This window comes from Bradyrhizobium altum, assembly GCF_020889705.1.
Taxonomy (GTDB): domain Bacteria; phylum Pseudomonadota; class Alphaproteobacteria; order Rhizobiales; family Xanthobacteraceae; genus Bradyrhizobium; species Bradyrhizobium altum.
This window is the reverse complement of record NZ_JACMYP010000193.1, coordinates 1-17,241: the sequence shown is the minus strand read 5'-3', so window position 1 is coordinate 17,241 and position 17,241 is coordinate 1. Positions and strand designations below refer to the sequence as shown.

Genomic DNA, 17,241 nt, shown 5'->3' with positions numbered 1-17,241 from the left:
AGTCGAGGTGAAGGAGCGCAAGGATCGCGTTGATGACGCGATGCACGCGACCCGCGCGGCTGTCGAGGAAGGCATCGTCCCGGGCGGCGGCGTCGCCCTGCTCCGTGCGTCCGAGCAGCTCAAGGGCCTGCGCACCAAGAACGACGACCAGAAGACCGGCGTCGAGATCGTGCGCAAGGCGCTGTCGTCCCCGGCTCGCCAGATCGCGATCAACGCCGGTGAAGACGGTTCGGTCATCGTCGGCAAGATCCTGGAGAACAAGGCCTACAATTACGGCTTCGACTCCCAGACCGGCGACTATGCCGACCTCGTCAAGAAGGGCATCATCGACCCGACCAAGGTCGTCCGTACCGCGATTCAGAACGCTGCCTCGGTTGCCGCGCTCTTGATCACCACGGAAGCGATGGTTGCCGAGCTGCCGAAGAAGAACGCCGGCGGCCCCGCGATGCCTCCGGGCGGCGGCATGGGCGGCATGGACTTCTAAGGTCCAGCCTCTCGGGCTTTACGAAATGCAAAGCCCCGGCAGCGATGCCGGGGTTTTTGTTTTTGGGGGCGCGTTGATTTCCGCTCGAGGGTTCGCGATAACATCCTTCGTCATTCCGGGGCACGCGAAGCGTGAGCCCGGAATCCATAACCACGACTGCCGGGATGGCCTACTACGTCTATCTCCTCGCGAGCAGGAAGCACGGCACACTCTATCTGGGTGTGACAAACGACATTGTGCGTCGTGTCCACGAACATCGGACGAAGGCCGCGCCGGGTTTCACATCACGATATGGCGTCGACAAGTTGGTGTGGTTTGAGGTGTACGACGACGCGACAACGGCTATCACGCGCGAGAAAGAACTGAAAAAATGGCGGCGGGATTGGAAAATCCGGCTGATTGAGGAGCAGAATCCTGGCTGGGATGATCTGTTTCCGGGGATATCCAACTAGCATTCGTGGTTATGAATTCCGGGCTCGCGCTAAGCGCGCCCCGGAATGACGAATAGTGGGCGGCTGACTGCTCACTCCGTCCGCGCCGCAACCGGTCCCTTGTCGGTCCAGTCCGGCGGCACACCGGCGCTGTCGCCGACCATGCCGACGAGGCCCGGTGCGCGTCCAAACGCCTCGCAGGCCGGATATTTCGGCGCGCCGCCGAGCAGGAAGCCCAGCCGCTGCATCGAGGGCATCGATGGCACGCCGCCGAACGGCGTCACGCCGGTGACCAGCATCTGGCTGAAATCGCCGCCGAACGATGCCGCGAGGCCATACGCATCGCCCTCCTCCGACATCCGCCCGTTGTCGAAGGCGTTGGCCGCACGGCCCCAGACCATCGCCGCCTTCTGCTGTCCGGCCGGATCACGCGCCTCGGCTTCAAGCGACAGGCTGCCGAGCCCCACCGGAATGCGCGGAACGGGCACCGGCACGCCGGGCAACAAAATCGTCTTCGCCACCGACACACCTTTGGAGACGCCGACGGCCGTCGGATCGGTCGGCACCACATGCGTGATGACGGCGTGAACGGTCAGGTCGGCCGGCTCTGACGCAACCACGTAGAAGCGTTCGCTCAGGCCCGCACACAATGCCCGGTCGGCGGCGTTGGTGACGAGCCTGCGCTGCGCAGCCGTGAAGGGCACTGCCGTTCCGTCCGAGAACACGGTGGGCACGATCCTGATCGTCTTCGCCGCCAGCACCTCTTCCTTGCTCACCCGCAGCTTCGAACGAGTCAACATCCCGTCCGATTGCTCCATATTGTCGTAGGTTCGGAGTGAACCGGCCTGATCCAGCGTCGCCGTCGCGCAGCCCGAGACCAAAAGACCGAGCAGGCTCGCCGCCGCCCAGCCGCGGAAGAGTGCCCCCCGCCCGCTGACGAACCCATTTGCCGCCGGAATCCGTTTGATCCGGCATACGCGCGAACAGGTTGTCATTGCGGCCCCACTGACTTACACTAAGTGTAAATATTACACTCGGTGTAATTATCGTGTTAGGCGGTTTTATGGCGTGACCGCGGGCTGCGACCGGAAGACGCATGCCCAACCGCGCCGCTTCGCGCGTTGACGCCGACGGCCGCGCGATCCCGAGGCCACCAAGTGATTTTGTCCTGATTGACTATTGATGAGAGAAGCGGCCGATGCCGGAGACACTGACGAAAATCCAGCGGCCTGCAAAAACCGAAGGCCTGCGCGAGCGAAATCGTCGCGAGACGCTGCAACGCATCGCCGATGTCGGCACGGAGCTGTTTCTGGCCAACGGCTTTGATGCGACGACGCTGGATGAGATCGCGGCGGCGGCCGGCATCTCGCGCAGGACCTTTTTCTATTATTTCAGGAGCAAGGACGACATCCTGCTCGCCCATATCGCCGGCTATGATGATGCGCTCAGGGCATCGATCCGCGACCACGCCGCCGCCGGTGCGCCGATCGACGTCGTCCGCGAAGCCTTGCTGGACGTGTGCGCCCGCTTCCAGACGTCGCGAACGGTTGCGATTTCGCGCCTGATCCGCGAGAGCGAAGTGCTGAGCTCCCGGAAGCACCGCAACGATCTGCATCGGGAGCAGGTCGTCTACGAGACGCTGTGCGAATTGTGGCCGGGCAAGGACCGCCGTGACCGCCTCCGTCTTGTCGCGATGGCCGCGAGCGGCGCGCTGCGCATCGCGGTCGACGCCTGGCTCGAGCAAGGCGGCAAGCGCCAGCTCACCAAATACGTCCAGGACGCCTTCGCCAATCTGAAGGCCGCGATCTGAGACCTCTCGCCCCGTCATTCCGGGGCGCGCGCAGCGCGAGCCCGGAATCCATAACCACGACTGCCCGAATAGCTTACTACGTCTATCTGCTTGCGAGCCGGAAACACGCTATCTGGGTATGACAAACGATATGGGTGGGTTGATCTCTATCCGGGGATATCCAACTGACTTTCGTGGTTATGGATTCCGGGCTCGCGACTTCGTCGCGCCCCGGAATGACGGGGAAAAGCGAAGGGCCGCCCGTGGGCGGCCCTTCCTGTCTTTACGCGCTCTCGGGCGCCTTGAGGCGGACCAGCTTGGTCAGGAGCGCATCGAGACCCTGACCATCGCCCGCATGCAGGTCGATGCGTCCGACCTTCTCGACCAGACGCTCGAGCGACTCCAGCTCCTTGAGCCGCAGCAGCAGAGGGTTCTCCTCCATCAGCTTGGCGGTGTTCAGGAGCGAACGCGTTGCCGCGGTCTCCTCCTGCCGGCGGATCAGGTTGGCCTTCGCCACCCGCTCCGCCTCCACCACCTTGTTGACCAGCTCGCGGATCTCGCCGGGCAGGATCACGTCCTTCACGCCGAGCTCGGTGACCTCGACGCCGGAATCCACGACACGGTCGCGGACATAGTCGCGAAGCTCCTCGTCGAGCGCCGTCTTCGCAGACAGCACCTCGTCCAGCGTGCGGCCGGCCACCGCCTCGCGGATCGCGAACTGCACCAGGCGGTACAGCCACGCATCCACGTCGGGCACCGCGGCCACGACCCGCTCGGGATCGACGATCCGGCGGAACGCGGTCAGCGTCACGCGCAGCGCGATGCGATCCTTGGTCAGCATCTCCTGCGCCGTGATCTCGATCGCCTGAGGACGCAGGTCGAGGCGCTTGACCTCGATCTTGCGGCCCGCGATCCAGAACGCGTGCCGACCGGGCGCGAGCCGCTCGACCAGCTTGCCCTCGACCGTGAGCAGACCGGCCTCGTGGTTCTCGACCACCGCCTCGGTGATGACGCCGGCCCGGTTGGGCTGGATCATCGCGAGGTGGCGCGCCGTGACACGAACATCGCTCGTCACGTCGATGCGCTCGACCTCGACCGACGTCGCGACCTTCCAGTACACGCGCGTCTGCCAAGGCGCCATCAGCTGCACCGGACGGCCGTCGAGGCTGACGATCGCGATCTCGTTCGCGCGGGTCTCGACCGCCTCGAACAGCTCGTCGGCCAGATCGGGCCGCGCGGCCTTGATCACCGCGTAGCGATCCGCGGGCAATTCGGTCCGCACGACGCTGAACAGCTCGGCCTTGAGCTGATGCAGGGGATCGAACAGGCGATGACGTCCAGGCGCGAGCACCCGCTCGAGCCGGCCGTCACGCGTCAGCAATGCGCGCTCGCCATCCTTCACCGTCAACTTGGTCGTCAAGAAATGCCAGGTCATGGCAGCCTCCATTGTTGCCATCAGGCCCATGGGCCGGAGAGCGGGTTTCATTTTGCAAAGGACGTGAGGACGCGAACGCGGCTTCCTGTCAGCCAAGCGGGCCGTGGCTTGAGCTTGCGCGATGCGGGGCGCACGCGCGCGTTCGCGCGACAGATGTCGCGCGGCCGAGCGGAGCCACCCGGCATCAGCGCAAGCGGTATCCACCGCGGCGCGAAGCCGGTCTCACAGTGTCGGTGTACGGACGAAGAGCCTTTCGGCAAAACGACCGGACTGCGACTGAAGCGCGCGTCCGGTCCCCTTCAGAGGTATCAGCTTTTCAGGCTGAACGGAGCGCTTGGAGCGGGAGTTGAACCCGCGACACGATGATTCTGAGTCACCTGCTCTACCTAACTGAGCTATCCCTTGATTGAGAGACCGGAATCGAACCGATACCTTCGGGGTTTCATCCCCGATGCTCTCCATGAGCTACATCTCGCGATCTTCATTTCGGCGGAACACGACACCGCAGAGCGGCACGCGCCAGTCGGGATCTCAACGAGCCCGAACCCGTGGCCGAAGCGAAGGAGCGGGCTAATAAACGAAGCTCGTCCGGGTTGCAAGAGGGCTGCGTGTGATTTTTTCATGACGGAGCGGCGTTGCGGCACCCGCGTTGCCACACGGCGCATCGCTACACGGCGCGTCATCCGCTGCGTGCGACGTCCTGGAAGCAGGCGCGCAGCCAGTCGATGGTCACGCGCGTTGCCGCATCGCGCTTGAGATGGCTTTGCACCAGAAGCCAGACGTCGCGCCGCTTCGGCAGCAGCGTGGCGCGCAGACGGCGATCGGTCAGCAGGTCGACGCAACTATGCTCCGGCAATACGCCGACCGCTTGATGCGACTGGATCAGCTTATGGATGATCCGGACATTGTCGGTGACGCAACGCGCACGAAGCCGCTTCGTGCGCAAAAACTGCATTTCCGGAATCCCTCCGAGCTCATCGGGATAGGCGCACGTCACCGCCTCTCCCGCTGTCGTCGCAACCGGCTCGAAGAAATACAGCCTGACCTCGGCGAGCTTCGAGATTGCGAAGTCGCCCTTGTCGGGCTTGCGCAGGCGGATCGCGAGATCGGCCTCCCAGCGCGAGAACTTTACATTCTCGCTCGACGTCAGAAACTGGAACGTCAAGCCCGGATGGGCGCGCAGCAATGCGCTGGTGCGCGGCGCCAGCACCTCCTCCGCGATCGCATTGGTGGAGGCGATGCGCAACCGGCCGACCGGGCCGGGCAGGCTTTCGCCGATCCGGCCGATCTCCTCGGCATGCGCGGCCATCGCCTGGACGTGCGCGAGCACCACGTCGCACTGCCGGGTCGGCTTGCGGACACCGTCGGCGGCCTCGAACAAGCGCAGGCCGAGCGCACGCTCGATCCGCGCCAGCCTGCGGCCGACCGTGGTCTCGTCGATCCGCAGCCGCGCGCTGGCGCCGGCATAGGTGCCCTCGTCCCTGACGGCCGCGATGATGCGAAGGTCGTCCCAGTTCATGGCGTCAGGCTACATCGCATCTCGCTTGCCTGCAATAACGCAGCCATCGGCTGCAATATCCCTGCATAACGGCAGGCAGGTCCGCGGCTATATTTTCGCAAGACGCATCCTCTGGAGTTCTCACGACCATGACCACAGTCAAAACCTTGATGCAGCTTGCCGGCATCGACCTCACCCCGCCCCGCCTCGGCGACAGCTGCCTGGTGCTGATCGATATCCAGAACGAATATCTCGCAGGTCCGCTGGCCCTGCCCGACGCCAAACCCGCGATTGCGCGCGCAACCGCATTGCTCGCCCGCGCGCGGGAGAGCGGCGCTGCGATCATCCACATCGCACACAAGGGAGCGCCGGGAAGCCTGTTCGATCGCACAGCAGAGCGTGGCGCGATCGTCGCGCCGCTTAAGCCGCGACCGGGTGAGATCGTGATCGAGAAGCAATTGCCGAACGCGTTCGCCGGCACCGACCTCAATGCACAGCTTGCCGCGACCGGCCGCAAGGAGCTCGTGCTCGCCGGCTTCATGACCCATATGTGCGTGAGCTCGACCGCCCGCGCCGCGCTCGACCTCGGCTTCCGCACCACCATCGATGCCGACAGCTGCGCCACCCGCGACCTGCCCGACGGTGTCGGCGGCACGATCGCCGCGAAACTCATTCACGACGTCGCACTCGCCGAACTGTCCGACCGTTTCGCGATCATCGCGCGCGGCAACGCCCTCGCCTGAGATCACCATCATGATCGAGCTCTATTTCTGGCCGATGGCCTGCTCACTCGCCAGCCGGATCGCGCTGATGGAAGCCGGTATCGACGCGCGCTATCACATGGTCCATCTCTGGACCAAGAAGGTGCTTGAGGATGACGGCGACTTCCGCGACGTCGCGCCGAAGGGCGCGGTGCCGGTGCTGGTGCTCGAGAACGGCGAGCGGCTGACTGAGAGCGCGGCGGTGCTGCAATATATCGCCGACCTCAAGCCCGAACTCGGCCTCGCGCCGGCACCTGGCCATCCGGACCGCTATCGCCTGCAGGAATGGCTGAGCTTCATCGGCACCGAGATCCACAAGGGATTCCTGTTTCCGACCTTCTGGTACAAGGACGATGCATCGCTCGTCAAGCCGCGTGCCAGGATCGGACAGACCTTGTCGGTGCCATCAGCGCATCTTGCCGACCGCGAATTTCTGGTCGGTAACCGCTTCACGGTAGCGGACGCGCATCTCGCCTGGGCTCTGCTGTTGCTTCGCGCCGCCGGCATCGATGTGGCGCAATGGCCGCCGCTGGCCGCCTATCTTGGACGCATCCAGACGCGCCCGCAGGTCAAGGCCGCCATCGGCACCGAAATGCAATTGTGGAAGAGCATCGCGGCTTGATCGCCGCGCATGCCGGGCGGCATTACTGGAACGCGACCTCGGCGAAGCTGCGCAGCTTGCGCGAATGCAGCCGCTCGGACTCCTGCTGCTTGAGCCGCTCCAGCGCCTTCAGCCCGATCTGAAGATGCTGGCCGACGCGCTGGCGATAGAATTCGCTCGCCATGCCCGCCAGCTTGATCTCGCCGTGCAACGGCTTGTCCGAGACACACAGCAGCGTGCCGTAGGGCACGCGGAAGCGATAGCCATTGGCGGCGATCGTCGCCGATTCCATGTCGAGCGCGATGGAGCGCGATTGCGACATCCGCCGGATCACCTGCGGCCCGCTGATTTCCCAGTTGCGATTGTCGACGCTGGCGACCGTGCCGGTGCGCATCAGGCGCTTGAGCTCGAAGCCGGTGAGCCCGGTCACCTCGCCGACCGCCTCCTCCAGCGCGACCTGCATCTCGGCGAGCGCGGGGATCGGCACCCAGAGCGGCAGCTCGTGATCGAGCACGTGATCCTCGCGGACATAGCCATGGGCCAGCACATAATCGCCAAGCCGCTGCGTGTTGCGCAGGCCCGCGCAATGCCCGATCATCAGCCAGGCATGCGGCCGCAGCACCGCGACGTGATCGGTGATGTTGCGCGCATTCGACGGACCGATCCCGATATTGATCAGGGTGATGCCGCGATAGCCGGGCTCGACGAGATGGAACGCCGGCATCTGCGGCACGCGCTCCGATGCGGTCCCGATGGTGCCGCCGCCTGCCAGCGCGCTGTGCGTGATCACATTGCCGGGCGCGACGAACGCCTCGAGGCCTTCCTCGCCCGAGGCAAGACGCTGCAGGCTCGATTGCGCGAAGGCGTCGACATAGAACTGGTAGTTGGTGAAGATCACGAAATTCTGGAAGTGCTCGGGATCGGTGCCGGTGTAGTGATAGAGCCGGCGCAGCGAGTAATCGACCCGCGCGGCACGGAACAGAGCCAGCGGCTCGGGCGTGCCAGGCGTGAGTTCAAACGTGCCGTCGGCGATCGCATCGTCCATCGCCGCAAGGTCGGGTGTATCGAACACGTCGCGCAGCGACCTTGTGAAGGCCGAACTGTCGGCGATGGTCAGCGCCGCCTCGATATTGATGTCGCGCCGGTAGGCGAAATGGATCGGAATCGGCTCGTTGGACTCGCCGATCTCGACCGCCACGCCATGGTTCTTGATCAGGAGCCCGATCTGCTCGGTGAGATAGGTCCGGAAAATGTCCGGCCGCGTGATGCTGGTCTCGTGGACGCCAGGCCCCGCGACAAAACCGTAAGCAAGACGGGAATCGAGCCGCGCATGCGACGAGGTCGTGATGCGGACGAACGGGTAATGCGCCCGCACCCGCGTCGTGCACGGCACCCCGTTGACATAGGCCTCGAAGCGATTGCGCAGGAATCCGGTGTTGCGCTCATAGATCTCTTCGAGACGGGCAACGGCGGCTGCGGCATCGACGAACGCTTCGGTCGTGATCGGCGGAGGGGTTTCGATGGGAGGCGTCGGAGACATGTTCGCTTTGCACCAGATCCGTTGCCGAGTTGGGACTCGCCCTGGATCAGCGCAGTATACCGACAATGGCCTCCAGTTCCAGATCGGTGCCGAACGCGCCCGGCCGCCCTATTCCTCTTGGCGCGGCGGCAGCGCGCAAATCTCGGACCGGGTCAGGAACCGGCGTTCGCGCCCATTGTCGAGCGAGAACATGCCGCCGCGGCCCGGAACGACGTCGATGATCAGATCGGTGTGCTTCCAGACGTCGTATTGCGCGCCGCTGATGTAGAACGGCGCCCCGCCGATCTCGCCGAGCTTGACGTCATAATCGCCGATCAGGAAGTCGCCTTGCGGATAGCACATCGGCGACGAACCGTCGCAGCAACCACCCGACTGGTGAAACAGCACCGGCCCGTGATCGGCGACGATCTCGGCAATCAGCTCCAGGGCAGCCGGCGTCGCGGTCACCTTGTCAGCCATCTCGGCCTCCGTGATGGGAGCTTCGGCGGGACACCCCACCGAAGCCTGTCGTCTTCGTCCCCTGCACGCGGGGGCGGCCGGGATATCAGAAGAAGCCGAGCTTCTTCGGGCTGTAGCTCACCAGCATGTTCTTGGTCTGCTGGTAATGGTCGAGCATCATCTTGTGGTTCTCGCGGCCGACACCGGACTGCTTGTAGCCGCCGAACGCCGCGTGCGCCGGATAGGCGTGGTAGCAATTGGTCCAGACCCGGCCGGCCTGGATGGCCCGGCCGAACCGGTAGCAGCGATTGACGTCGCGGCTCCAGATGCCGGCACCGAGGCCGTAGAGCGTGTCGTTGGCGATCGAGAGCGCGTCCTCGTCGTTCTTGAAGGTGGTCACGGACACCACGGGCCCGAAGATCTCCTCCTGGAAGATGCGCATCTTGTTGTGGCCCTTGAACACCGTCGGCTTGACATAGTAGCCGCCCGAGAGCCCGCCGCCGAGATTGTTGCGCTCGCCGCCGGTCAGCACCTCGGCGCCTTCCTTCTTGCCGATGTCGATGTAGGAGAGGATCTTCTCAAGCTGCTCGGAGGACGCCTGCGCGCCGATCATCGTGGTCGGATCGAGCGGACTGCCCTGGGTGATCGCTTCGACGCGCTTGAGCGCGCGCTCCATGAAGCGGTCGTAGATCGATTCGTGGATCAGCGCACGGCTCGGACAGGTGCAAACCTCGCCCTGGTTGAGCGCAAACATCACGAAGCCTTCGATCGCCTTGTCGAAGAAATCGTCGTCCTCGGCGCAGACATCCTTGAAGAAGATGTTGGGCGATTTGCCGCCGAGTTCGAGCGTCACCGGGATCAGGTTCTGCGACGCGTATTGCATGATCAGCCGGCCGGTCGTGGTTTCGCCGGTGAAGGCGATCTTGGCGATCCGGTTCGACGAGGCGAGCGGCTTTCCGGCCTCGAGGCCGAAGCCGTTGACGACGTTCACCACGCCCTTGGGCAGCAGATCGCCGATCAGCTCGAGCCAGACCAGGATCGAGGCCGGCGTCTGCTCGGCCGGCTTGATGACCACGCAGTTGCCGGCGGCGAGCGCGGGCGCGAGCTTCCAGGTCGCCATCAGGATCGGGAAGTTCCAGGGAATGATCTGGCCGACCACGCCGAGCGGCTCGTGGAAGTGATAGGCGATCGTGTCGTGGTCGATCTCCGAGATCGAGCCTTCCTGTCCGCGGATCGCGCTGGCGAAATAACGGAAATGATCGATCGCCAGCGGCATGTCGGCGGCCATCGTCTCGCGGATCGGCTTGCCGTTGTCCCAGGTCTCGGCGGTGGCGAGCTTTTCGAGATTGGCCTCCATCCGGTCGGCGATCCTGTTGAGGATCAGCGAGCGCTCGGCGACGCTGGTCTTGCCCCAGGCGTCCTTGGCTGCATGCGCGGCATCGAGCGCGGCCTCGATATCCGACGCGTCGGAGCGCGGGATCTCGCAGACCGGAAGGCCGGTCACCGGCGAGATGTTCTCAAAATACTTTCCGGAGCGGGGCTCGCGCCATTCGCCGCCAATGAAATTGCCGTAGCGCTTGGCGAACGGCGCCTTGAGCACGGACTGCATGTCAACCTTGTTCATGTGTTCCTCCGTTGGCACGCCGATGCACACGGCGTTGGCCGGGACGCTCGGTCAAATCAGGCGGGCAGAACAGCGGCCCGCCCCAAGGGCCGCAGGGAAACTGTCGCAAATCTGAGACAGAGTGCGCCGCAAATTGGCACGGGCGCGCCAGCGCTCCGGAGGCCGGTTCTAAGCCTCTCGGGTATGCCCTAGCGATGCAGGCCGAGCTGCTTGAGCTTGCGGTGCAATGTGGCGCGGGACATGTCGAGATCCTTGGCGGCTTTCGACACGTTGCCGCCGGCGCGCGCCAGCGCGCGCTGCAACGCTGCGCGCTCCGCGGCCGCCAGGCTGCCATCATCGCGCGTCTCGCCGATCAGATCGGCCGCCGGCAATGGCCGCGCCAGCGACGACGCGTTGAGGCCAAGCGCGCGGCGCGCGGCGCGCGTTGCACCGATCACGAGATCGTCGCGATCGACCGCGAGCAGCGAGTTGACGGCGCGCTCGCTTCGCGGTGTCAGCAGAATTCGTGCACCGGGAAACGCCCGGCGAAAATTCTCGGCTTCGATCGCGCGCGCGGCGTCCGTCACCGTGGTCGCAATCAGCCGGGAAAATCCGTCGGTCAGGTCCGCCCGGCAGGACGAGACATCGAGCGCGGCGGCAAGCTCGCCATGCTCGTCGAAGATCGGCGCGGTGGTGCAGAACAGTCCGGAATTGCGCGTGAAGAAATGCTGCTCGCGGTCGATCGACAGCGGGCGCTTCTCGACGATGCAGGTGCCGATGCCGTTGGTGCCCTCGTACTTCTCGCTCCAGACCGCACCGGTCCAGAGCCCCCAGGCGTCGAACGTCGCATCATCGGCGCCCGCGCCGCGCCGGTCGACGACAACGCCGTCGCGGTCCGCGAGCAGCACCGAACAGCCGACCCCGCCCACGGCGAGGAACAGCCGGTCGAGCGTGCTCTGGGCGACTTTCAGGAATTCGCCGAGGCGCTGCTGTGCAGCGGCGATTTCGGCCTGGCCGAGACGATGGGAAGGCAGGCGGCTCGCCGGATCGAGCGCATGCAGATGGCCGGACCGACGCCACGACGCCGACAGGTCGGATGGCGCCCCGCCTCCGGCCAGCACGTCGAGAACCCTATCCGTGTGCATGACGCCTGGCGACCGGCTCATGCTTCCCTCCCCTGCTCCGCGGGTTCTGTGACCCTCGCAAGCGCGGCGCTGTTGGCCCTGGCACCCTTGTATTTCGCAGGATATAGCGCCCCCAGCAGCCTTTCAAGGGATGGCCACCGCGACCTTCGGACAGGAACTGGGGCTGGTCGCGTCGTTCACGCCTTGGGGGCAGCGCCCCCAGGGAGGACGGCGCTTACTGAACCCTCGCCAAAACCGCGAGGCGGCGGATGCCCTTGTTACGGTAGGCATCGAGGAACGCGTAATAGTCCTTGAACGAGACGCAACCGTTGGAGTCGCCGTTCGGGCCGAGCATGAAGGTGTGCGCGAGCAGGCCATCGCGGTTGAAGATCTTGCCTTCGCCGCCGATCGGATTGAGCCGCAGCGCCGGCACGCCGTGGAACAGCGCCTCGCGCGGCTTGAGTTCGTAGATGTGCGGCGGCGTCACGCCGACCATCTTCAGATGCGAGGACCTGGGATCGTCGAGCCGGGAGCCGAGGCCGGAATGCGCCTCGAGCCGCGTGCCGTCGGGCAAGTACACGGTCTTGGCCGAGATGTCGTAGACCGCGGTCTGGCGGTCATAGGGCGGCGAGCCGCCGAGCATCGGGTTCTGGTCCAGCGTCGAGGGAATGCTGCCGGTGACATTGGCGTCGGCGGAGGCGAAGGAGAGCAGCCCGCCGCTCCACTCGCGCTTGCCCCACAGCTTCTCGACCATGGTCTGCCGCTCGCTCGATGCGATCGACAGCACCGCGGCCTTGGCGCGCGCGGCCATGTCACGGACGCCACCAGACTTGGTCGCCTGCTTCGCCTCAGGCGCCTTCTCAGCTCCCTTGGACTCAACCGTCGCAGCGGGATCGTTGAGCGCCACCTTCAGATTGGCGGCGGCCTGCTTCTTGGCGGTCTCGACCGATTTCGGCGCCGGCAACGGCTTCGATGTCTCGGCGAGTTCTGCCGTCGCCACCCCCCTCGCCGCTACGGCGACCTTGGGTTCAGCGGCCTGCTTGATCGGGTCGATTTGCGGTGCGGCGTCAGCCACGACGCTGGACGCGACACCCTCGGGCGCGGCGGCCGCAAACCGATCGTTAAACATAAGTGACGGTGTCGGGGCTTCCGACTTCGCGACCTCGGTCTTGGCGGGCGTCGCCGGCGCGGGCGTCAGGGACGCGAACACCTCGTTGAACGCGGGTGCGGGCCGCGCGGCGACCGCGACGGGCCGCTTCACCACCGGCGCGTCAAACGACGCATTGCCGACCGACGGATAGACGCTCGCCGCAAAGATGTTGGCGTAGACGGTCCAGGCGCAGCCAAGCACCAGCCCCGCCACCGCGGCGCTGCCGAGGAAATGCCGTGGGAGGATTTTTCGGGAGGTTTTCTTGCGGCTTGGCGCCCCAAGAACATACGCACTCGCACTCGTACCCATACGCCCGGCGCTCAAAACAGGTCCACCTTTGTCCCTCACTCGACGCATCGTCGAACGGTGTTCGGCTCAACGTCGCGCGGGGGCACAGACGGCCATTAAGGCGACTTTTAGTTAAATGCGACTTAACCGGATGCGATCCCCTGCGGCGCGGGAAGTGCCTGTGGCGTAGGGCTTTTTTAAGATGGCATTGGACCGCCAAAGCGGCTTTTTTTTTGTCCCATGATGGGACATTCCGGCACGCTATTACTCCGCAACATGCAGGAATAAAATCAGCGGAGAATTTCCTTGCTGATCGCCCCGTAATCGAGCGGGGATCGAGCAAAAACCATCTCTCAATAGCTGAGCTTCGGATACCAGTCCGCGCCGCGCCCCTCGCGCGTGGTGTCGAGCACGGTCCAGAGCGGATCCATGTCCGGCGCGCCGCGCGGGTCCTGGCCGGGGTCGACCGTGCCGGCTCCCATTTCGCCTGCCCAGAAATGCCGGATCACGCCGCTCTGGCGCGTGAAGACATTGTAGCCGGGCACGTCGCTGTCATCCTCGCTGACATAGTCGCGCGTGTAATCGCCCGACGCATCCGAATAGACCTTGTGACGCGTCCAGCCGCGCGCCTTCTTCGCCTCGATCAGCCGCGCGATCGGCGAGCGCGCCACGAACACGAACGACACGCGCTGCTCGATATCGGGCAGCTTCTCCTCCCATGTACCCATGAACGACGTGCACATCGGACATGGCTTCTCGCGCTGCGGGCCGAACATGTAGCTGTAGATGATGAGCGTCTGCTTGTTGCCGAACAGATCGGCGAGCGAGGCCGCGCCGGACTTGCCCGTGAACTCATAGGCCCTGGTCACCTCGCCGCCCGGCGGCAAGGCGCGGCGCAGCTCGGCGACGCGCGCGATGTACCGGCGCAGCTCGATCTCCTCGACGAGCAGCGCCTGGCGCGCCCGACGATATTCGGCGCTCTCATTCGGAAAGCGCCTGTTGTTGGTGTTGGCGAGTTCGGCGGCGGGCTTGAGGACGGAACTGATCATGGTTGGAACCTCGCGTGGTTGACGGGCTCCCTGGAAGACGAACCGGAACCGGTCGATCCGACATCAACGGCGACGATTTACTGCAGTTCCGGCGGCGGCGAACGGTCGAAGACCTCGCCCTTTGCGCCGTCCAGCAGATCGAGCGCGTAAGTCTCGATCACCAGCGGCCCGCGCATGCGCTTAGCTTCGGCGACGGTTTCGACATGGGCGAAATTGTCGCGCACCGAGGCCGGCATCGCCTGCTCGACCTCATGCACATACAGCAGCTTGCCGGCCAGCTGCGCCGGGCTCGGCTCTGATATGTTGACCCAGCGAACGCGCTGGCCTTGTTGTGCGACGCAGGTGCCCTTGGGAAGATAGAAGGCCAGCCAGCCGGTGGTGCCATAGTCAGGCGACAGTACGCAGCTCGCGCCGGAGCGCGCGCGCACCGCCTCGATCTCGCCCGCGAGCTCCTGCCAGCCGACACCGACGCTGCGCACGGTGGCGTCGCGGCGGTAGCCCGAGAGCATGCCGGTGTTGGCCTGCACGATTAGCAGCGCGAACAGCACGACGCCCGTGGGCGCGGCCCAGCGGCGGCAGAAATCGATCGTGCGCTGCTCGCGCGGCGCCCACTGCACCTGGATCGCCGCGACCGCGGCCGCCATCGCAAAGGCCGGATAGACCGGCGCGAACCAGTTGGCCTCGACCCGCGCATGCAGCGCGTGCCAGGTGAAGTAGACCACGATGGTCCAGAACATCGTGTTGACCAGCACGCGCGCGGGCATCGCGCCGGCGCGGCGCCGGTAGAGCGCGTAGAGGCCCATCACACCGAGGATGAAGACCAATGGCGTCGCGAACGCAAACTGCGTCGGGATCAGCTCGGCGATGTAGTTCGGCCGGAAGTCCTCGATCCGGGCGCGGCCCATCTGCTTGATGAACGACACCCATTGGTGATCGGCATTCCAGAGGATGACCGGCGCAAACAGGCCGGCCGCAACCAGGCCGCCGAGATAGAGCCAAAGCGAGAGATACCAGCGCCGCAGCTTCGGCACCATCGCAAGCCAGATCAGGATCGCGGGTCCAAAGAACAGCGCCGTGTATTTCGACAGCAGCGCCAGGCCTGCGCTGACGCCGACCGCGAGCCACCAGGCGCCGCGGCCGCTCTCCAGCACCTTTGCGAGCGAATACAGCAGGAAGCTCGCGGCAACCAGCAGCGGCGCATCCGGCGTCACGATCAGCGTACCGACGGCGGCCATCAGCGTGACATTGAGCAGGATCGTTGCGCTCGCTGCGATACGTTGGCCGCTGAACAGGATCTCGGCCGCCCGATAGATCGCCCAGCTCATCGGCAACGCAAGCAGGATCGACGCCAGCCGCACGCCGAACGGCGTATCGCCCGCGATCATGGTGCCGAGCCGGATCACGACCGCCACCATCGGCGGATGGTCGTAATAGCCGCCGGCGAGCGCCTTCGACCACATCCAGTAATAGGCTTCGTCGAAGGTCAGCGGCGTCCATGCGGCGGCGGCCAGCCGCAACACGACCAGCGCGCACACCGCAAGAGCGGTGTTCCGGGCCAGCCGCGCCTCGTTCGCGTTCATGCCACCGTCATCGCTTGCGCCAGACGAACAGCCCGGACATCGCGTAGTTCCACACCACGCCCATCAGCGCGCCGGCCGCGCCCGCAAGCCACCAGATCGGCTCCTGGTCGTAGACCGAGAATGCGACGCCGACATTGGCAAGCAGGCCGACGCTGCAGACCAGATAGAACAGCAGCAGGCCGCGCAGGATGCCAAAGCCCTTCAGCCGCTGGTCGCGATAGGTCAGGAAATTGTTGAGGATGAAGTTGCTGGTCATGGCGACGATCGCGCCGGTGGCCTGGGCCTCCGGGAACGGCGCCTTGAACAGCTCCAGCGCGATGAACAGCACGCTGAGATGCACCAGCAGGCCGAGCCCGCCGACCGCCGCGAACAGAATGAAGCGCAGCGAGATCACGTCGTTGGTCAGCTTCGCCAGCACCAGACCAAGGAAGTCGAGCGCGACCATCGAGTCAAGCTTGCTTTCGCCATGCTGGCGGGCACCGAATGTGTAGGGAATCTCGACCGCGCGCAGCTTGCCTTCCGCCGTCGCCACGACATCGAGCAGGATCTTGAAGCCCTGGGTCGAGAGCTGCGGCGCGAGCTGTTCGAAACGGTCGCGGCGGATCATGAAGAAGCCGCTCATGGGGTCGGCGATCTCGACCTTCAACGAGCGGCGCGCGATCTCGGTGGCAAAGGCGCTGGCGCCGGCACGCTGCTTGTTGAAGCCTTCGGTCTTGTAGCCCTCGATATAGCGGCTGCCGACCACGAGCTCGGCCTCGCCGCTCTGCAGCAGGGCGACCATCTTCGGGAGCTGGGTCTCGTCATGCTGGAGGTCGGCGTCCATGACCGCGGCATAGGGCGCGCTCGACGCCAGGATACCCTCGATGCAGGCGCCGGACAGGCCGCGCCGGCCGATCCGGCGGATGCAGCGCACGCGGGAATCCTTCCGCGCCAGGGCGCGCACCACGTCCCAGGTACCGTCGGGCGAATTGTCATCGACGAAGATGACCTCCCAGGACACGTTCTTCAGGGTCGCGTCGAGCCGGCGGTACAGCACCGTGACATTGTCGCGTTCGTTGAAGGTCGGGACGACCACCGAAAGCTGCGGCAAACTTGCTGCCTGCGAGGAGGTTTCGGGGGCGAGCTTGATGGCGTCATTCATGAGCGCAGCGTATAGCCGCAGCCTCCCCCGCTGCCAAGGCGGGCCGGGCCAAACGCTGTCTCGGAAAGCGGGAAAACGGGGCAAAATACCCCTGAAAATGCCAACGACCACGAACAAGGGGCGCGCGTACATCTGGCGCAGCCAAACAATGTCGTGGTCGTCCCAGCGCCGGAGCCCTTAAGCTGCAACGTCGCCGTTGCGGGCTAGATAGGAAGGCCCCAGGCGGTCTGCAAGGGGCGGCCTGCAAAGGGGCGGTCTGCAAAGGGTCTTGGCGCTAGTTGTTCGGGACTTCCCGGATCACGGGGCCGCGCGGCGCCGCTGGGGCCGCC

16 protein-coding genes and 2 tRNA genes are annotated in these 17,241 nt (G+C 65.2%); 5 read left to right on the top strand and 13 right to left on the bottom strand.

The genetic code is table 11. From position 1 onward, the window contains the following. A partial coding sequence (locus tag H8B02_RS33865; protein WP_283842282.1) for a TCP-1/cpn60 chaperonin family protein occupies positions 1-484 on the top strand: 484 nt, incomplete at its 5' end. Positions 485-648: 164 nt separating this feature from the next. After that, the gene (locus tag H8B02_RS33860) at positions 649-936 is read left to right on the top strand and encodes a GIY-YIG nuclease family protein (protein WP_229170207.1); all 288 of its coding nucleotides are present in this window, start codon (positions 649-651) and stop codon (positions 934-936) included. Between the two features lie 71 nt (positions 937-1,007). Here H8B02_RS33860 and H8B02_RS33855 read toward each other — a convergent pair whose 3' ends face one another. Next, the gene (locus H8B02_RS33855; RefSeq protein ID WP_283842283.1) at positions 1,008-1,796 is read right to left on the bottom strand and encodes a DUF3313 domain-containing protein; all 789 of its coding nucleotides are present in this window, start codon (positions 1,794-1,796) and stop codon (positions 1,008-1,010) included. 317 nt (positions 1,797-2,113) lie between these two features. On the opposite strand from H8B02_RS33855, the gene H8B02_RS33850 reads away from it, so the two are divergent. Continuing rightward, the gene (locus H8B02_RS33850) at positions 2,114-2,725 is read left to right on the top strand and encodes a TetR family transcriptional regulator (protein ID WP_229170205.1); all 612 of its coding nucleotides are present in this window, start codon (positions 2,114-2,116) and stop codon (positions 2,723-2,725) included. Positions 2,726-2,987: 262 nt separating this feature from the next. On the opposite strand, the gene H8B02_RS33845 is transcribed toward H8B02_RS33850, so the two are convergent. The 4 genes from H8B02_RS33845 to H8B02_RS33830 form a co-directional block, all read right to left on the bottom strand. Beyond that, positions 2,988-4,139, bottom strand: a complete 1,152-nt coding sequence (locus H8B02_RS33845) for a slipin family protein (RefSeq protein ID WP_229170204.1) — start codon at positions 4,137-4,139, stop codon at positions 2,988-2,990. Positions 4,140-4,473: 334 nt separating this feature from the next. Next, positions 4,474-4,540, bottom strand: a tRNA-Leu gene (locus tag H8B02_RS33840). A 5-nt stretch (positions 4,541-4,545) separates the two neighbouring features. Then, positions 4,546-4,614: transfer RNA gene (locus H8B02_RS33835), tRNA-Phe, on the bottom strand. A 204-nt stretch (positions 4,615-4,818) separates the two neighbouring features. After that, complete coding sequence (locus tag H8B02_RS33830; RefSeq protein WP_229170203.1) at positions 4,819-5,658, bottom strand: LysR family transcriptional regulator; 840 nt, start codon at positions 5,656-5,658, stop codon at positions 4,819-4,821. Positions 5,659-5,786: 128 nt separating this feature from the next. Between H8B02_RS33830 and H8B02_RS33825 the strand changes: the two genes are divergently transcribed. Both H8B02_RS33825 and H8B02_RS33820 read left to right on the top strand, forming a co-directional pair. Continuing rightward, a complete protein-coding gene (locus H8B02_RS33825; protein ID WP_229170202.1) occupies positions 5,787-6,380 on the top strand; it encodes a cysteine hydrolase family protein in 594 nt (197 codons plus the stop codon). Positions 6,381-6,390: 10 nt separating this feature from the next. Continuing rightward, on the top strand, positions 6,391-7,020 hold the full coding sequence (locus H8B02_RS33820) for a glutathione binding-like protein (protein WP_229170201.1): 630 nt from the start codon (positions 6,391-6,393) through the stop codon (positions 7,018-7,020). 22 nt (positions 7,021-7,042) lie between these two features. On the opposite strand, the gene H8B02_RS33815 is transcribed toward H8B02_RS33820, so the two are convergent. From H8B02_RS33815 to H8B02_RS33780, 8 genes are all read right to left on the bottom strand, one after another. Then, the gene (locus tag H8B02_RS33815; protein WP_229170200.1) at positions 7,043-8,539 is read right to left on the bottom strand and encodes an AMP nucleosidase; all 1,497 of its coding nucleotides are present in this window, start codon (positions 8,537-8,539) and stop codon (positions 7,043-7,045) included. A 108-nt stretch (positions 8,540-8,647) separates the two neighbouring features. Further along, a complete protein-coding gene (locus H8B02_RS33810; protein ID WP_229170199.1) occupies positions 8,648-8,998 on the bottom strand; it encodes a DUF779 domain-containing protein in 351 nt (116 codons plus the stop codon). 85 nt (positions 8,999-9,083) lie between these two features. Continuing rightward, positions 9,084-10,601: an aldehyde dehydrogenase gene (gene adh, locus H8B02_RS33805; RefSeq protein ID WP_229170198.1), complete on the bottom strand. Its 1,518-nt coding sequence runs from the start codon at positions 10,599-10,601 to the stop codon at positions 9,084-9,086. Positions 10,602-10,789: 188 nt separating this feature from the next. Continuing rightward, positions 10,790-11,746: a GAF domain-containing protein gene (locus H8B02_RS33800; protein ID WP_229170197.1), complete on the bottom strand. Its 957-nt coding sequence runs from the start codon at positions 11,744-11,746 to the stop codon at positions 10,790-10,792. A gap of 193 nt (positions 11,747-11,939) precedes the next feature. After that, positions 11,940-13,067 carry a DUF2778 domain-containing protein gene (locus H8B02_RS33795; RefSeq protein ID WP_376711742.1) on the bottom strand — a complete coding sequence of 376 codons (1,128 nt, stop codon included), beginning with the start codon at positions 13,065-13,067 and terminating at the stop codon, positions 11,940-11,942. 428 nt (positions 13,068-13,495) lie between these two features. Beyond that, positions 13,496-14,191, bottom strand: a complete 696-nt coding sequence (locus H8B02_RS33790; RefSeq protein WP_229170196.1) for a DUF899 family protein — start codon at positions 14,189-14,191, stop codon at positions 13,496-13,498. Between the two features lie 77 nt (positions 14,192-14,268). Continuing rightward, the gene (locus H8B02_RS33785; protein ID WP_229170195.1) at positions 14,269-15,771 is read right to left on the bottom strand and encodes a glycosyltransferase family 39 protein; all 1,503 of its coding nucleotides are present in this window, start codon (positions 15,769-15,771) and stop codon (positions 14,269-14,271) included. A 7-nt stretch (positions 15,772-15,778) separates the two neighbouring features. Beyond that, positions 15,779-16,912: a glycosyltransferase gene (locus H8B02_RS33780; protein ID WP_229170194.1), complete on the bottom strand. Its 1,134-nt coding sequence runs from the start codon at positions 16,910-16,912 to the stop codon at positions 15,779-15,781. Positions 16,913-17,241: the final 329 nt, after the last annotated feature.

Excerpts from the sequence above, each read along its gene's own strand:
- H8B02_RS33860 (WP_229170207.1), top strand. The coding sequence starts at position 649 with ATGGCCTACTACGTCTATCTCCTCGCGAGCAGGAAGCACGGCACACTC.
- H8B02_RS33850 (WP_229170205.1), top strand. The coding sequence starts at position 2,114 with ATGCCGGAGACACTGACGAAAATCCAGCGGCCTGCAAAAACCGAAGGC.
- H8B02_RS33845 (WP_229170204.1), bottom strand. The coding sequence starts at position 4,139 with ATGACCTGGCATTTCTTGACGACCAAGTTGACGGTGAAGGATGGCGAG.
- H8B02_RS33830 (WP_229170203.1), bottom strand. The coding sequence starts at position 5,658 with ATGAACTGGGACGACCTTCGCATCATCGCGGCCGTCAGGGACGAGGGC.
- H8B02_RS33825 (WP_229170202.1), top strand. The coding sequence starts at position 5,787 with ATGACCACAGTCAAAACCTTGATGCAGCTTGCCGGCATCGACCTCACC.
- H8B02_RS33820 (WP_229170201.1), top strand. The coding sequence starts at position 6,391 with ATGATCGAGCTCTATTTCTGGCCGATGGCCTGCTCACTCGCCAGCCGG.
- H8B02_RS33815 (WP_229170200.1), bottom strand. The coding sequence starts at position 8,539 with ATGTCTCCGACGCCTCCCATCGAAACCCCTCCGCCGATCACGACCGAA.
- H8B02_RS33810 (WP_229170199.1), bottom strand. The coding sequence starts at position 8,998 with ATGGCTGACAAGGTGACCGCGACGCCGGCTGCCCTGGAGCTGATTGCC.
- adh (WP_229170198.1), bottom strand. The coding sequence starts at position 10,601 with ATGAACAAGGTTGACATGCAGTCCGTGCTCAAGGCGCCGTTCGCCAAG.
- H8B02_RS33800 (WP_229170197.1), bottom strand. The coding sequence starts at position 11,746 with ATGAGCCGGTCGCCAGGCGTCATGCACACGGATAGGGTTCTCGACGTG.
- H8B02_RS33790 (WP_229170196.1), bottom strand. The coding sequence starts at position 14,191 with ATGATCAGTTCCGTCCTCAAGCCCGCCGCCGAACTCGCCAACACCAAC.
- H8B02_RS33785 (WP_229170195.1), bottom strand. The coding sequence starts at position 15,771 with ATGAACGCGAACGAGGCGCGGCTGGCCCGGAACACCGCTCTTGCGGTG.
- H8B02_RS33780 (WP_229170194.1), bottom strand. The coding sequence starts at position 16,912 with ATGAATGACGCCATCAAGCTCGCCCCCGAAACCTCCTCGCAGGCAGCA.